The 16,011-nt window shown below is 42.8% G+C and carries 14 protein-coding genes; 6 read left to right on the top strand and 8 right to left on the bottom strand.

Annotation, left to right across the window (positions count from 1 at the left end):
- Positions 1-2: 2 nt before the first annotated feature.
- The 3 genes from eno to FTU90_RS13410 are packed head-to-tail and all read right to left on the bottom strand — an operon-like array spanning position 3 to position 3,881.
- Entirely contained in the window at positions 3-1,292 is a 1,290-nt protein-coding gene (eno, locus tag FTU90_RS13420) for a phosphopyruvate hydratase (RefSeq protein ID WP_100329577.1), read from the bottom strand.
- A gap of 59 nt (positions 1,293-1,351) precedes the next feature.
- Complete coding sequence (gene kdsA / locus FTU90_RS13415; protein WP_180072842.1) at positions 1,352-2,209, bottom strand: 3-deoxy-8-phosphooctulonate synthase; 858 nt, start codon at positions 2,207-2,209, stop codon at positions 1,352-1,354.
- Between the two features lie 31 nt (positions 2,210-2,240).
- The gene (locus FTU90_RS13410) at positions 2,241-3,881 is read right to left on the bottom strand and encodes a CTP synthase (protein WP_005097095.1); all 1,641 of its coding nucleotides are present in this window, start codon (positions 3,879-3,881) and stop codon (positions 2,241-2,243) included.
- Positions 3,882-4,107: 226 nt separating this feature from the next.
- Here FTU90_RS13410 and FTU90_RS13405 point away from each other — a divergent pair, with 226 nt between their 5' ends.
- A complete protein-coding gene (locus tag FTU90_RS13405; protein ID WP_005097096.1) occupies positions 4,108-4,542 on the top strand; it encodes a hypothetical protein in 435 nt (144 codons plus the stop codon).
- Between the two features lie 56 nt (positions 4,543-4,598).
- On the opposite strand, the gene FTU90_RS13400 is transcribed toward FTU90_RS13405, so the two are convergent.
- The 3 genes from FTU90_RS13400 to FTU90_RS13390 form a co-directional block, all read right to left on the bottom strand.
- Positions 4,599-5,711 carry a YheT family hydrolase gene (locus tag FTU90_RS13400; protein WP_159138297.1) on the bottom strand — a complete coding sequence of 371 codons (1,113 nt, stop codon included), beginning with the start codon at positions 5,709-5,711 and terminating at the stop codon, positions 4,599-4,601.
- A 69-nt stretch (positions 5,712-5,780) separates the two neighbouring features.
- On the bottom strand, positions 5,781-6,191 hold the full coding sequence (locus tag FTU90_RS13395; protein WP_005097098.1) for a nuclear transport factor 2 family protein: 411 nt from the start codon (positions 6,189-6,191) through the stop codon (positions 5,781-5,783).
- A 146-nt stretch (positions 6,192-6,337) separates the two neighbouring features.
- Complete coding sequence (locus tag FTU90_RS13390; protein ID WP_005097099.1) at positions 6,338-8,362, bottom strand: NADPH-dependent 2,4-dienoyl-CoA reductase; 2,025 nt, start codon at positions 8,360-8,362, stop codon at positions 6,338-6,340.
- Between the two features lie 164 nt (positions 8,363-8,526).
- On the opposite strand from FTU90_RS13390, the gene FTU90_RS13385 reads away from it, so the two are divergent.
- The 3 genes from FTU90_RS13385 to FTU90_RS13375 are packed head-to-tail and all read left to right on the top strand — an operon-like array spanning position 8,527 to position 10,743.
- Entirely contained in the window at positions 8,527-9,063 is a 537-nt protein-coding gene (locus FTU90_RS13385) for a PadR family transcriptional regulator (protein WP_005097101.1), read from the top strand.
- A 30-nt stretch (positions 9,064-9,093) separates the two neighbouring features.
- A complete protein-coding gene (locus FTU90_RS13380; RefSeq protein ID WP_005097102.1) occupies positions 9,094-10,026 on the top strand; it encodes an alpha/beta fold hydrolase in 933 nt (310 codons plus the stop codon).
- A gap of 18 nt (positions 10,027-10,044) precedes the next feature.
- Positions 10,045-10,743 (top strand): NAD-dependent deacylase, encoded by a 699-nt coding sequence (locus tag FTU90_RS13375; protein WP_074383202.1) that lies wholly within the window; start codon positions 10,045-10,047, stop codon positions 10,741-10,743.
- Positions 10,744-10,902: 159 nt separating this feature from the next.
- Here FTU90_RS13375 and FTU90_RS13370 read toward each other — a convergent pair whose 3' ends face one another.
- Positions 10,903-11,811, bottom strand: a complete 909-nt coding sequence (locus tag FTU90_RS13370; protein ID WP_180049041.1) for a polysaccharide deacetylase family protein — start codon at positions 11,809-11,811, stop codon at positions 10,903-10,905.
- Positions 11,812-12,121: 310 nt separating this feature from the next.
- On the opposite strand from FTU90_RS13370, the gene FTU90_RS13365 reads away from it, so the two are divergent.
- The gene (locus tag FTU90_RS13365) at positions 12,122-13,021 is read left to right on the top strand and encodes a LysR substrate-binding domain-containing protein (protein ID WP_180072840.1); all 900 of its coding nucleotides are present in this window, start codon (positions 12,122-12,124) and stop codon (positions 13,019-13,021) included.
- Positions 13,022-13,253: 232 nt separating this feature from the next.
- On the opposite strand, the gene map is transcribed toward FTU90_RS13365, so the two are convergent.
- Complete coding sequence (gene map, locus FTU90_RS13360) at positions 13,254-14,048, bottom strand: type I methionyl aminopeptidase (RefSeq protein ID WP_074383204.1); 795 nt, start codon at positions 14,046-14,048, stop codon at positions 13,254-13,256.
- 350 nt (positions 14,049-14,398) lie between these two features.
- On the opposite strand from map, the gene brnQ reads away from it, so the two are divergent.
- A complete protein-coding gene (gene brnQ, locus FTU90_RS13355) occupies positions 14,399-15,685 on the top strand; it encodes a branched-chain amino acid transport system II carrier protein (RefSeq protein WP_159138303.1) in 1,287 nt (428 codons plus the stop codon).
- Positions 15,686-16,011: the final 326 nt, after the last annotated feature.

The raw sequence follows: 16,011 nt of genomic DNA, 5'->3' as shown, positions 1-16,011 counted from the left end.
GCTTAGTTCAAACCTTTAAACTCAGCTTTACCGCGATATGCAGCATTAGTCAATTCTTCAATACGAAGTAACTGATTATATTTCGCTACACGGTCAGAACGGCAAAGTGAACCGGTTTTGATTTGACCTGCTGCTGTACCGACTGCAAGATCCGCAATGGTTGAATCTTCAGTTTCACCTGAACGGTGTGAAATCACAGTAGAGTAACCATTTTCTTTGGCAAGATAGATCGCATCTAAAGTTTCAGTCAAGGTACCGATCTGGTTGTATTTGATCAGGATCGAGTTAGCTACTTTTTCGTTGATACCACGTTGCAGGATTTTAGGATTCGTTACGAACAGGTCATCACCCACCAACTGGATCTTGTCGCCAAGAATCGAAGTCAGGTAAGACCAGCCTTCCCAATCCGACTCATCCAAACCATCTTCAATTGAAATAATTGGGTATTGGTTTACAAGGCCAGCCAAATAGTCAGAGAACTGGTTGCTGGTGAACGCTTTGTTGCCTTCGCCCGCAAGAATGTACTGACCATTTTTGTAGAATTCTGAAGATGCACAATCCAGCGCCAGCATAATGTCAGAACCTGCTTTGTAGCCAGTTTGACCAATTGCTTCAAGAATAACCGTGATTGCTTCTTCGTTAGAACGAAGGTTTGGTGCGAAACCACCTTCATCACCCACAGCAGTGTTTAAACCTTTTTTGTTTAAAACTGATTTTAAAGAATGGAAGATTTCAGCGCCAGCGCGTAAAGCTTCAGAGAATGAAGTGAAGCCCACTGGCTCAATCATGAATTCTTGAATATCAACGTTATTGTCTGCATGTGAACCACCATTGATGATGTTCATCATTGGTACAGGCATGGTCAAAATCGAGTTGTTGCGAAGGTCTGCAATATATTGAAAAAGAGGAATTTTCTTTTCATCAGCAGCAGCGCGTGCAGCAGCCAAAGATACAGCTAAAGTTGCGTTTGCACCCAGTTTTTCTTTGTTTTCAGTACCGTCTAAAGCAATCATCGTGTTATCGATGTCTTTTTGTTCGAATACAGATTTACCAAGCAAAGCATCACGGATTAAGGTGTTTACATTATTTACCGCAGTTTTAACACCTTTACCTAAGTAACGTGCTTTATCGCCATCACGAAGTTCTAAAGCTTCACGAGAACCAGTTGAAGCACCAGATGGTGCACATGCACGGCCAACTACGCCAGATGCTAAGATTACGTCTGCTTCGATGGTAGGGTTACCACGAGAGTCCAAAATTTCACGTGCACGAATGTCAACGATTTGGCTCATGAACTATTCCTCAGTTGATTAATATGAGCTGCCTTTAGGGCAGCGCAAGAGTGATAAACTCAGTGTGTATCTAACTTTTCGAAACCTTTGACCAAGGTATCCAATTCTTTTAGCTGTGCCAAGAAAGGCTCAAGTTGAGATATGCGCAATGCACATGGGCCATCACACTTGGCTTTCTCTGGATCAGGATGTGCTTCCAGGAACAAACCTGCAAGACCGGTTGCCATACCTGCACGCGCCAATGTGGTAATCTGGGCGCGGCGTCCGCCAGCAGAATCGGCACGGCCACCTGGAGTTTGCAAGGCATGCGTCACATCAAAGAACACAGGCACATTCATTTCTTTCATGATATCGAAGCCCAGCATGTCTACAACCAGATTGTTATAGCCAAATGCTGAACCACGCTCACAAATGATCAGTTTGTCATTTCCTGCTTCCAGACACTTATGCAAAATATGACGCATTTCGTGTGGTGCAAGGAATTGTGCTTTTTTGATGTTGATGATGGCATCGGTTTTTGCCATGGCTTCCACCAGATCCGTCTGACGACTCAAGAAAGCCGGCAGCTGGATAATGTCCGCCACTTCTGCAACAGGCGCCGCCTGGTACGGCTCGTGTACATCAGTGATGATTGGCACATTAAAGTGTTTTTTAATGTCAGCTAACCACTCGAGACCTTTGTCGAGGCCTGGGCCACGGAACGAGTTCAAGCTTGAACGGTTGGCTTTATCAAAGCTGGCCTTGAACACATAGGGAATACCCAAACGTGTACAAATATCGACATAAGTCTCAGCGATCTCAAAAGCCAAGTCTTTAGATTCAAGTACATTCATTCCGCCGAATAATACAAATGGCAAATGATTTGCCATTTGTATATCGCCCAAACGTACAATTTCTTGTGGTTTTAATTGCGACATTTAAACTTCCTAGTTGTGTCCTACACACCGATTATTGAGTTTTTTGGTACTGCTTTTTCGCAGCATCAATGAAACCGGCAAATAATGGATGACCTTCACGTGGTGAGCTGGTAAATTCCGGGTGGAATTGTACCGCAATAAACCAAGGATGTTGAGGAATTTCAACTGTTTCTACCAGATGCTGTACCGGTGAATAACCAGAAATCTTCATGCCTTTTTCTTCAAGCAATGGGATATAACGGTTGTTCATTTCGTAACGGTGACGGTGACGCTCAATGATTTCTTCAGAACCATAGATTTCAGCTGTTTTTGTGCCTGCAACCAGTTCAGATTTTTGAGCCCCTAGACGCATGGTGCCACCCAAATCAGAGTCAGCAGAACGTTGCTGAACTTCACCGCGCTCATCTAACCATTCAGTGATCAAGCCAATCAATGGAGATTTGGTCGAACGGTTAAATTCAGTCGACGTTGCATCGCTAATTCCCACAACATTACGTGCATATTCGATTACAGCCAACTGCATACCTAAGCAAATACCAAGGAAAGGTACACCGTTTTCACGTGCGAATTGAATCGCCTGCATTTTGCCTTCAGTACCACGTTCACCAAAACCACCTGGAACCAGAATCGCATCGGCATCTTTCAATACTTCGTTCACGTCCTGGCTTTCAAGTTCTTCTGCATTGACATAGTCAATTTGGACTTTAACGCGGTTTTTCACCCCGGCATGTAAAAGTGCTTCGTTCACAGATTTATACGCATCTGGAAGTTCTACATATTTACCGACCATCGCTACACGAACGGTGTATTCTGGGTTCAATAATGCTTCTACCACGTTATCCCAATCGGTTAAATCCGCTTCAGGAAGGTCGTTATAACCAAAACGTTCGCAGATTAAATCATCAACATTCTGTTCGTAGAAAGTACGTGGAATCTGATAGATCGAACGTGCATCTTTACATACCACAACGGCACGTGCTTCAACGTTGGTAAATAATGCAATTTTACGGATAGTATCTGCATCTACATCGTACTCGGTACGGCAGATGAGAATGTCTGGCTGAATACCAATCGACAGAAGTTCTTTAACAGAGTGCTGTGTTGGTTTGGTTTTTAATTCTGCTGCAGACTTAATGTATGGGAGTAACGTTAAGTGCATTAACATGGTACGTTTATGACCAAGTTCAACCATTAGCTGACGTACAGATTCCATGAATGGGAGAGATTCAATGTCACCTACTGTACCGCCGATCTCTACAATCGCAACATCATAGCCTTCGCCTGCACGCAGGACACGCTCTTTGATATTGTCAGTAATGTGTGGAATAACTTGCACAGTACCACCCAGATAGTCACCACGGCGTTCTTTGTTCAGAACATCTTGGTAAACACGACCTGATGTGAAGTTATTCAGTTTGGTCATTTTCGCACGACGCAAGAAACGTTCGTAGTAACCCAAATCTAAGTCTGTTTCAGCACCGTCTTCTGTAACAAAAACTTCACCATGTTGGAATGGGCTCATCGTCCCTGGATCGACATTAATGTATGGATCCATTTTTACCATGGTCACTTTTAAACCACGAGCTTCTAAAAGTGCAGCAACAGAAGCAGCTGAAATACCTTTACCTAGTGATGAAACTACACCACCAGTAACGAAAATAAAATGGGTCATTGGGTTTCTCGTACAATCGAGCCTAAATCGGCCTGCAATGTTGCGCAATTTTACTTTACCTTGTACCTAGAAAGCAAAGTCAATCCGCATCAATTCAAAGAACAATAAACAATTGACTATTCTAACAGCAATTCCAATAAAAAATTACTGTAAGTTCATATGATTTCTATCTTGTAATTTGCTGCTATAATAGTGTAATCCCCTCCACACTTTTCTGTTTGATGCAATGATGATGAAGAAATTTTTACTCTGTACCGTAATCCTGACTGGCCTGAGCTTGACTGCGTGTGTAAAAAAAGAAGCACCTAAAGAAGAAGAACAAGTTGAGGTTAATCCAGCACCTGAAGTTGTAACGCCTGAACCAGCACAATTTGAACCGCTTGAGCCGGTAGAAGAAGCGGTAATTGAAGAAGTTCCAGAGACAACTGTGGAAATTCAACGTGAACAGACAGCTAACACGACGACTGAAATTCGTCGTGAAGTGAAGAAGCCTGAACCTGTTGAAGCTACACCAGCTCCAACAAGAACGCCGTCAGAAAACAATCCAGCTCCAGAGCCTTCAAAACCTGCAGCAACGCCTAAATCAAACTCTGATTCAAACAAATCTGAAGAAGACGCTGTGGCTGATGCCATTGCAGCAGCGATGCCAGCGCTTGATTAATCAAGAGAATTCATCAAAAAAACCCAGCTTTTGCTGGGTTTTTTTATTACTCTTTTTTAAGCAGATGTCGGTGCAGAATTACGAGACAAGTGCATCAAATAGTCTGCCATTAATCGCGTAGCCCACGATTCTGTTTGCATCAGACCTTGATAAAATCCGCAATGACTGCCTTTTTTGGTGGTAATCACCATGATATTCGACATTGCCCGAATTTTTTCTTTATAAGGTTCCAGATTCTGGATATGACACACCGGATCATCTTCCGCATTTAAAATCATTAATGGAACTTTAATGTTTTCAAATACATAAATTGGATTCGTGGCCTTACTATAACTCTCATAGTCTGAAAAACCGGCCAGTTGATAATAACGCTGTTCAAACTCCGATAAGTCTTTTACCTCCAGCAATTGCTTCCAGGAAGGATAAATTTGCCAGGTTTCCTGATAAGGATGAATAAAGCGTTTGATTAGTTTTTTGGCCATGACTTTGCTATAAAACGGATGTACATGGGCAAATCCGGTTTCGGTGTTATAGCCTGGACATAAGGCAAAAGCCGCTTTTAACGGTGTTTGTGATCCCTCTTCTCCGAGATAACGCACCAGCAAGCCTGTACCCGCAGAAGATCCGACCCCATACAGCTCAGACTGAGGAAATCTATCCTGTATATACAGCAGTTGTTCACGTAGATCTTGGGTCGAGCCGAACAGGTTCATTTTAGCTACAGGCATGGGCAGGTCTGCATGCCCACGGCGCAAACACAAGGCCACTCGCCAACCGGTATGTTTATGCAGATCCTGTACCAGTTCACGCATCGACTCTGGAGAGCCGGTGATGGTATGTAATAAGACAATGGTCGGTCTATTTGCTGGCAAATCCAGCCCATACCAGGCAATACCGGTAATCCCGCCATCCGACATTTTTAGCTGTTCAAGTACATCATATTTAAGTTTAATCGTATGTTTTTTAATAAGATCTAAATATAGAATATGTGCGTGTGCATTGGCTAACCACGGCGTAGGACGATATTTTTGTTGCAGCTGCGGTAAGCGTTCAATGAGTCCTGAAAAAACACCATTTGGATGGTAATACAGGGTCGGTTCATCTGCGCCACTGAAGCGATCCAGATATTCACTGGACAGCTGACCCAATTTTTTAAGCAACATTTTCATCTGTCATCCTCTCTAGTTCGACTAGCTGTGATTTACAAACTTCATGCCGACTTGAATCAATAATTCGAATTAAGTTTTAACTTGGAATGACTGCATCCGTTGGCCCATTTGTACCGCTAAGGCTTCAAGTCCAGACTTAGGCCGGATCATCACTTCAAAATCAATGATCTGACCTTCTTCATTAAACTGAATCATGTCAACTCCCTTGAGTTTTTTATCGCTTACCTGAGCAGAAAACTCAAGTACGACATTGTTACCATCTTCACTTATAAATTCACGGTGATAAGTGAAGTTTTCAAAGACTTGGATCACATTGCTCAGAATAAAAAAGACCACCTGTTTGCCAGGATAAGGATGAAAAGCCACAGGTGAGCGAAATACAACATCCTCAGCAAGTAACTCATTCAAGATCGACATATCGCGGGTTGCTAACATCTCGTGCCAACGATCAATGGATTTTTTTGTAGTTTCGATGCTCATTTGAGGTTCCTTTTTTGTTTTGATATTTTAAATACAGAGCGCTCCCCCTTTATTAAAGGTGAGAAGTACTGCTTCACAAGGGAGATTCTTTCTTATAAATCCTCTCCTTTAATAAAGGAGAGGAAAAAAAGCAGGTTTTAATATTTTTAGATCACCGCTGCCAATTCAGCCCCCTGACGAATGGCACGTTTAGCATCTAACTCACCCGCTTCTTTGGCGCCACCAATCAGGTGTACACTTTTACCAGCAGATTTTAACTCATCAAACATGGCGGTATAAGATTCCTGACCAGCACAAATAATGACATTATCCACTTCCAACACCATTTGCTTATCATTGACGGTGATATGCAAGCCCTGATCATCAATCCTGTCATAGCTGGCACCCGCAATCATTTTCACGTCACGATGTTTAAGCCCTGTGCGGTGAATCCAGCCCGTGGTTTTACCCAGACTAGAACCCACAGAAGCAGCTTTTCGTTGCAATAAGTAAATTTCACGGGATGATTTTTCCAGAACTGGAGTTTTTAAACCACCGACCTGATCATATTTGGTATCGATGCCCCATTCATCATAGAATTTTTCTGGATTGATACTGCCACTTTCCCCTTCATGGCTCAGAAGTTCCGCGGTATCAAAACCAATACCCCCCGCACCAATAATCGCCACACGCTGTCCCACAGCTTTACGCTCTTTTAACACCTCGAGATAAGATAAGACTTTTGGATGATCAATCCCCGGAATATCCAGTTGACGCGGGGTTACCCCTGTTGCCACGACAATCTCATCAAATGCTGACGCTTCAAGTTCTGCAAAACTGGCAGTATGATTCAACTTTAACTTGATGCGTGGCTGCAACTCGATTTGACGTTTAAAGTAGCGCAAGGTTTCATAAAATTCTTCCTTGCCCGGAATGGTTTTGGCAATATTAAATTGTCCCCCAATCTGTGCAGCCGCATCAAATACCGTGACCTGATGACCACGATTCGCTGCATAGACTGCAAAACTTAAACCGGCAGGACCTGCCCCAATCACGGCAATATTTTTCGCTTCGCCAACGTCTTTGAAGATGAGTTCGGTTTCATAACAGGCCCGTGGATTGACCAGACAGGTGGCAATTTTCATCGAGAAAATATGATCCAGACAGGCCTGATTACAACCGATACACGTATTGATCTCATCGCTACGACCCTGTTCAGCTTTAAGCACAAACTCAGAGTCAGCCAGCATTGGACGCGCCATGGAAATCATATCGGCATCACCAGAAGCCAGTACATACTCAGCCATCTCAGGTGTATTGATGCGGTTAGAAGTAATGAGAGGAACTTTTACCAGACCTTTGAGCTTGCGGGTAACCCAGGTAAAGGCTGCACGAGGAACCTTGGTGGCAATTGTCGGAATACGTGCTTCATGCCAGCCGATGCCGGTATTGATAATCGTGGCACCGGCTTTTTCAATGGCTTTAGCCAGTTGTACCACTTCATCTAAAGTTGAGCCACCTTCCACTAGATCCAGCATAGACAGACGATAGATAATAATAAAGTTTTCACCGACCATTTCACGGGTACGGCGCACGATCTCGATCGGGAAACGAATGCGGTTTTCATAGCTGCCGCCCCATTCATCATCACGATGATTGGTTCGCGCTGCAATAAACTCGTTAATCAAATAACCTTCCGACCCCATAATTTCTACGCCATCATAACCGGCATACTGCGCCAGCTTGGCACAATTGGCGAAGTCATCAATAGTTTGCTGAACCTCAGCTGAACTCAAGGCATGCGGCTTGACCGGGTTAATGGGTGCCTGAATCGGAGAGGGTGCAACATTTTCTGCCTGATAGGAATAACGGCCCGTGTGCAAAATTTGCAGGGCAATTTTCCCGCCTGCATCATGCACCGCTTGGGTAATCACTTTATGCTTTTCAGCTTCTTCGACACTGTCAAGCTTGGAGCCGCCCTGAAACGTCACCCCATGATCATTGGGTGAAATACCACCCGTCACGATTAAGGCCACGCCACCTTTGGCACGCTCTGCATAAAAAGCTGCCATCCGCTCATATCCGCCGGGTGCTTCTTCAAGCCCCACGTGCATTGACCCCATCAGCACCCGGTTTTTGAGTGTGGTAAACCCTAAATCAAGCGGGGCAAGTAAATTCGGATATTTAGACATTTCAACTCCTTAGCGTGCTGATGTGCTGGCTATTTTTATTCAGCTGATCAGATATTGCATTTATCGATCAGAATTATGCAACTTGTTGCACTAATATATAAATCAGAATTGATTTTTATGCAACATGTTGCATAATAATCCCGAGTCATTTTTTTGAGACGTTTATGTCTTTATCGCATGTGCTACTGACCAGCCTGATTGAAAAACCCAGTACCGGAATAGAACTGGCGCGGCGCTTTGACCGCTCAATGGGATTCTTCTGGAATGCGACCCACCAGCAAATCTATCGAGAGCTGAACGCCATGTCAAAACAGGGTTGGATTTCAACACTCGAAGAAGAAGATGCACATTCACGTAAAAAAACCTATCAGGTTGAACTGCCCGGTCGTGAAGAATTGGCTCACTGGATGATACAGCAAAGCCCACCGGCACAGTTGCGCGAAGAATTGATGGTACGCTTACGTGCTGAAGCGCAGCTTGGTGGCAACAACACATTAGCGGAACTGGAACGGCATTTAGTCCTGCACAAAGAAAAACTCAACACCTATCAGCAAATTTTTGCCAAAGACTTTGCCCAAGCTAATGAAAATGATCGCACCCTGTATATTCATAAAATGATTTTACAACTCGGCATTGATCAAGAACTTGGCTGGATTCACTGGCTGGAAACCGTTATTCCGCGACTCAAACAGTTTAAATAAACGATCGGGATAAAAATAAGGAGAATATTCATGTCCTTTTATCGCATGCCAGACGGCGAACAGCTGTTTGTACGTGAATACGGTCAGGGTCAACCGGTTTTAGTATTGTCTGGTCTGGGCATGTTGAGCTGGCAATGGGCGGCCTTTTTATCTCCGCATAAAAACAGGTTTCGTTTTATTATTCCAGAATGGCGTGGTTTCGGTGCATCCAAAGACTGTAAAATTCCAGCAAATCTGGATGCGATTAACTGTCATTGGCAGGATGTGCGCTCAGTGGTAGATCAGCTCAAGTTCGATCGAGTCATAGTCATTGCCTACTCTATGGGGGCAACCACACTTATGCATGGTCTGCACTCTGATCATTTTTCTAAACGGATCACGGCTTATTTGCATATTGATCAGACACCCAAAATACCGGTAGATGATACTTGGGCTTTTGGTCTGTTTGGATCAAAACATGACGAATTTAGGGAGATTTTGCAGCAACTGTCTGTTCTCCTCGCTGCACATCCGCAAATTCAATTTATTCGCGATCTAGATCAAACAGTACGCCAACAGATTGGCGCATTATGGCTGCGCTTTATCCAGCTGCAAAACAGTCATCCCTATAGTCTTAAAGCATTTGAGTTTTTACTGCATCAACCTCGCTTTCAAAGTTTATTACTGCCATCCAGCCGTGTGGACTACATGGCCTGGTATATCAACAATTATCTGTATCATCGAGAAGATTACCGTGAAGCATTAACCAAACTTCAATGTCCGGTGACTTTCTTTAGCGGCGCGCAATCCCGGCTCTATCCTTTTGAAGGACAGCGCCTGATTGCAGAAAGCCTGCCTCAAGCCAAACAGGTGATTTTTAAAAAATCCGGTCATACGCCCTTGCTGACTGAACCGCTAAAATTTTCCAGAGAACTCGGTGTCTTCTTGAAAGAGAATTCACAATCGAGTACTTCAGCAGTTTAAATATTCAGGAGAAAAATAATGAAAAAACTGGTGGTCTTTTCAGGTGCGGGTATGAGCGCAGAAAGTGGCATCAATACCTTCCGTGACAGCGATGGTCTTTGGGAACAGTATCGGATTGAAGATGTCGCCACTCCGCAGGCCTGGGCCAGAGATCCGCAACTGGTGCAGTGCTTTTACAATGCACGCCGAAAAAATATTCTGGAGGCAGAGCCAAATACTGCACATCTCCAGATTGCGCAACTGCAACAAGATTATGATGTGCATGTCATTACCCAGAATATCGATGATCTGCATGAACGTGCCGGCAGCAGCAAAGTGATTCATCTTCATGGCAATATCCGACTGGCTAAAACCTCAGGTCCAGATGCACAAAGTACGACCCAATTCTATCCGGTTGAAGAAACTGAATTAGATTTAAACAAGCACTTTTGCACAGCAGGTTATCCATTGCGTCCACACGTGGTCTGGTTTGGCGAAGCCGTTCCTGCCTACGCAGAAGCCCAAAGTTGTGTACAAGATGCCGATATTTTTGTGGTGATTGGCACCAGTCTGCAAGTTTATCCAGTGGCGGGATTGATTCATGACATTCCGGCATCTTGCCAGGCCTATTATATTGACCCCAAAGCAGACCAACAACAATTGCCGGTACAATTTCACAAGATCACCCAAACGGCCACTCACGGTATGCAACAGTTGATCCAGCTCCTAGAAAAATAATTTCATCACAAGACATATGCTGTGTCATGTTCAATGATGATTATTCAGGTATTTAGAAAACGTAGCGACACTTAATCATATTGGTTACAGCCTAAATACATCTAACTCTTACTGTCTATAGCATACACCTCGTGATTTTCTAAAGTGAAATAACCGTATCTAAGGCGCCACACTTAAACCAAATTTTTTCAAATTTGGATATTCATAGGGGGCATCTTCAGCTGGATAACGTAATGACTCGAGCCCATAAATTTGTGCAATATTCCATAAAATACTTTCACCCGCAGGTAGAGTTTGTGGCTGAATTTTATAAATTGAATCCTGATAAGCGCTATCACTATCAACAAATTTCCAGCCCTGTTGCTTAAACAAATCAATAATGTCTTCTAGCCAAGCCGCATTAATGGCTCTTACATGAAGTAAAAGCACATGCTTGGGGGAACGTCCTAATGTTTGTTGTGCTAAATTATCGTAATACTGTGCTCGATCAAGCAAATGAAACAGATAGGCTTGTTTTAATTTATTCAGGTTTTCTTGATCTTGTGCTTGCTGATACTGCAAAAACAGTTGATTGTAATACCAATCACTCGCATCGATGCTAACAGTTCCCGATTGATAATGATGGGTTATCAGCCATTGTCGTACTCCTTCCCTTTTTTCTAGCGTATTTCCCTCTTTAAGAAATGGAAATCGGTAATGTGGTACAAATCCGGGTAATGTAGAAAATATTTGATGTCCTTGCTCTATGTCTTTTAAATAATTTTTCAAGCTAATGTCATCTTTATTTAGGTTAAGATGTAAATTTCCATGATTGCCTATTCGATGCCCCTGTTTCCCCCACTCTGAAATCATCTGCAACCCTTTTTCTGTGCTAATTTTACTGACGCTTGGATAGACAATAGCCAAAATTCGCTTTTGTTTTAGGGTATTTAGAATGTCATTATTGATATGACAAGCATCTGGGTTATTGGCTGGGTCTAGTCCATCATCGAAACTGAGGGCGATCTGTTGAGCAAAAGCCACATGAGAAACACAGAGACATAGGCTTAAGACAATTTTTTTAATCATAAATGAGTGCTAGAGCTTAGAAAATAAATATCTTTTAACCTAATAATTATTCAAACTGATTGAACTTTACATCGACGGCTAATACGAAATTTATTTATTATCTAAGCTTATATATTGAATGGCAATTTTTTTAATGAATCACCACTTAGCTGTGGTGTAATGAGATTCCAGACATTATAAATGAGCGCCTATGTATCACATTATCGAGTGTGTTGGCTTTTAAATTTTAGTAACTTCAATATTTTTTTAATTGACAGAACGTAACAATCAATTTTTAATCAGCAGATTGTTGCATAAATGGAATTTTGGAATGCTGACTGATCTTGATGATTTTTACTGCTTTGCACAGGTGGTGGAACATGGCGGCTTTAGCGCAGCCGAACGTGCAACAGACATCCCTAAATCCAAGCTTAGCCGTCGTGTCCATAACTTGGAAGAACGTCTAGGTGTCCGCCTGATTCAACGCAGCTCGCGTCATTTTGCGGTCACCGATATTGGCATGAACGTTTACCGCCATGCACAAGTCATGTTAAATGCAGCACAGGCAGCACATGATCTGGTCGATCATCTTAGTACCGAACCGCGTGGTACGATTAAAGTCAGTTTGCCGGTTTTAATTGCCCAGAATGAAATCGCCAAAATCCTGCCAAACTTCCTCAAGCAATATCCAGAAATTAAAGTTCAGATGATGATCACCAATCGCCGGGTCGATATCATTAATGAAGGCTGTGATCTGGCACTGCGGGTACGCTCCAGTCTGGATGACGATCCGAATCTGGTCATCCGTCAGTTTGAAAAAATTGAACAGCATCTGTTTGCAAGTCAAGGTTATCTCAATCAGTTTGGTGAGCTAAAAACCCCCGAGCAACTGGCTGAACATAAGATTCTGACTATGGCAGAAGATCATACAGAACAATTTCTGACCTTACAAAACGAGCAGCAAGAACAAAAGAAAATTCGGGTCATTCCAACTGTATTGGGTTCAGACCTCAATATGTTGGCGCAACTTGCGGCTTCAAGCTGCGGGGTGACCTTATTGCCAGATAACGTGGTAGAGCAGTATGTGGCACGTGGCGAACTGGTACGGGTTTTACCTGACTGGAAAGCACCGCATGGTATTTTTCATGCGGTTTATCCCTCACGTCGCGGTCTGCTGCCTGCAGTCCGGGTATTTATTGACTATCTGGTCGCAGAATTAAACCATAGCTAATAAAAATATGGACAAAAAAATAGCTCATTCTTGGGGAAAAATGAGCTAGAGAAACAGGTCACTACAGCACAGTGAATAAAAAAGGAAACTTTGTAACTGATTCTCAGTCTAACCAGACTTCTATTTTCAAACCATTGTTTTGCTGTAGTGTTTTGTATATTTTTGTCAGCAAAAACGATGAACTTGTAAATTTGGCAAGTCAAAAGTTTTTAACAGAAATCCCGTCAAAATTTTAAATTTCCGGATAATCACCCGTGCCTTCAGGCCATGGAGAGAGTAATTCAAATCCGGTTTCGGTCACATAAACCATATGTTCCCATTGTGCAGACCACGATTTATCCGTGGTAACCACAGTCCAGCCATCTTTTAGTTCTTTGACACGAGCTTTACCCATATTTACCATCGGCTCAATGGTAAAGACCATACCCGGCACCAGCTTGATGCCTTGACCCGGCTGTCCATAATGCAAAATATTCGGTTGTTCGTGATAAACCTTGCCGATGCCATGACCGCAATACTCACGCACAATCGAATAGCCTTCACGCTGTGCAACGGTTTGAATTGCATAACCAATATCGCCTAAGGTAGCTCCCGGCTTCACTGCATGAATCCCGGCCAGCATCGCTGCATAGGTGGTATTGACCAGACGTCTGGCTTCTGGAGATGGCGTTCCCACATAATACATCCGGCTGGTATCACCGAAATAACCATCTTTGATGATCGCCACATCAATATTGATAATATCACCATCCTGCAACACGGTTTTTGAGGATGGAATACCGTGACAGACTACTTCATTCGGCGAAATGCAGGTGGTCTTGGTATAACCATAATAGCCAATATTGGCCGGTGTTACTTTTAGAGTATTGATAATAAAATCATGACAGAGATCATCCAGATATTCGGTCGTGACACCTGGCTTGACATGCTCCCCGATCATCGCTAAAACTTCTGCGGCCAAACGCCCAGATATCCGCAATTTTTCTACATCTTGCTCAGTTTTAAGACTAATCGCTGGAGCTCGCATATATCTATCCTCACTATGAATATCTGAATTATAGTCCCTTTTTTGTTACATATGTCACAGTTAGTGGATTTCATCACCGCAATTTTTCTGGAAATCAGAATTTCAACTGTTGCTTATTCATACAAACAATAATCTGAGAATTTTAAAGAAAATTCAGATCAATCCATACAGTGGGCTTAGATCATCTATTTTTTAGCTGATTATCAATCAGATATTTCTACCAAAATTTGAATGAATGGTTATCTGAGCAGCAAAATCAATAGATTCAAGGTCTGCAGCCTTAAAATAAACTCCAAAAAGCTGGACATATACACTAAAATCGCTTTCTTTTGTTCTATTGATCTCCCTTTATGACAAGTCTGCGTACCCGGGATATTGTCGCCCTAGGTTTTATGACCTTTGCACTGTTTATTGGTGCGGGCAACATTATCTTCCCTCCGATTGTGGCTCAACAAGCCGGTGAACATGTATGGCTCGCTGCTTTAGGTTTCCTTATTACTGCAGTCGGCTTACCTGTAATCACCATTATTGCGTTGTCGCGTGTTGAAGGTTCTATTCAGGCACTCAGTTCCCCACTTGGTAAAGCAGCCAGTATTTTACTGACTGTGGTGTGTTACTTAGCTGTTGGCCCTTTATTTGCGACACCACGTACCGCAACCGTTTCCTATGAGATCGGTTTTTCATCTTACTTTGGCAATGAATCTGGCAGCCTGCTCATTTACAGCATCATCTATTTTGCTGTAGTGACCATCGTGTCTTTATATCCGAACAAGATTCTGGATACCGTCGGCTATTTCCTGTCGCCACTTAAAATTATTTCTTTGATCATTTTGGGTGTAGCAGCCGTAATGATTCCTGCCAGCAATCCACCGGCAGCGATCAATAATTACGTTACCAGTCCGGTGACTGAAGGCATCGTCAATGGTTATTTGACCATGGACACTTTAGGTGCTTTGGTTTTCGGGATCGTGATTGTAAAAGCGATTACTTCACGTGGTGTAACCGATAAAAAACTGATTACCAAATATGCGGTGAATGCCGGCATTATTTCCGGTATTGGTTTAACACTGGTGTATTTAAGTCTGTTTAAACTCGGACTCGGTAGCCACGAAATTGCACCGAATGCAGCCAATGGTGCCATTATCCTGCATGCCTATGTACAACATGCCTTTGGTGATATGGGTGCTTATTTCCTGTCTGGCATGATTTTTATTGCCTGTATGGTGACTGCGATTGGCCTGACCTGCGCCTGTGCCGAATATTTCTCCAGTTTGACTAAAATTCCATACAAGATTTTTGTATTTATTCTGGTCGGTTTCTCACTGATTATTTCAAATCTGGGTTTAACCAAACTGATTGCCGTTTCGGTGCCCGTATTGAGCGCGATTTATCCACCTGCAATTAATGTGATTTTATTGAGCTTCTGCGCTAGCTTCTTCAAAAAACCGTCTCATGTGATTGCACCAGTGACGCTAGTGGCCTTTATCTTCGGTATTTTTGATGGAATAAAAGTTGCTGGTTTTGAATTGCCTGCCGTACTACAAAATTTGCCGCTCTCAGAACAGAATCTGGCCTGGTTTATTCCATCCATGATTGTATTGCTAATTGCAGCTGTGATTGACCGTATTAGAAACTAATCTTTCTAGGCTGTCTGATAAAGATCGTATTTTTACCCAAAATCTGGTTTTAGCGTGATCAATAATTGTCAGGTTTTACCCAAACGGACTTTTATTGTTTCTTACAGACAATATCAAATCATCCTGTGTGTCTATTTACTCGTGCTTTTTCCAGAAAGTGTGATTCATAATTAGGCTCGAATGATCCTATTTTTAATATCGCAGATTCAAATCTCAAGTGCGACACATTTGTAGTTAGTTGAAAAAGTTAGGTGTATTCGTAGAATCATTGGACTTTTTCAACTCGCAATTGGAAAGCACACAATGAAGAAATACACCCAACTTTC

Origin of the sequence: Acinetobacter sp. YH12200 (assembly GCF_013418175.1) — a bacterium.
Lineage (GTDB): Bacteria > Pseudomonadota > Gammaproteobacteria > Pseudomonadales > Moraxellaceae > Acinetobacter > Acinetobacter pseudolwoffii.
The sequence above is the reverse complement of the archived record's forward strand: the minus strand, read 5'-3'. Positions and strand labels throughout refer to the sequence as shown.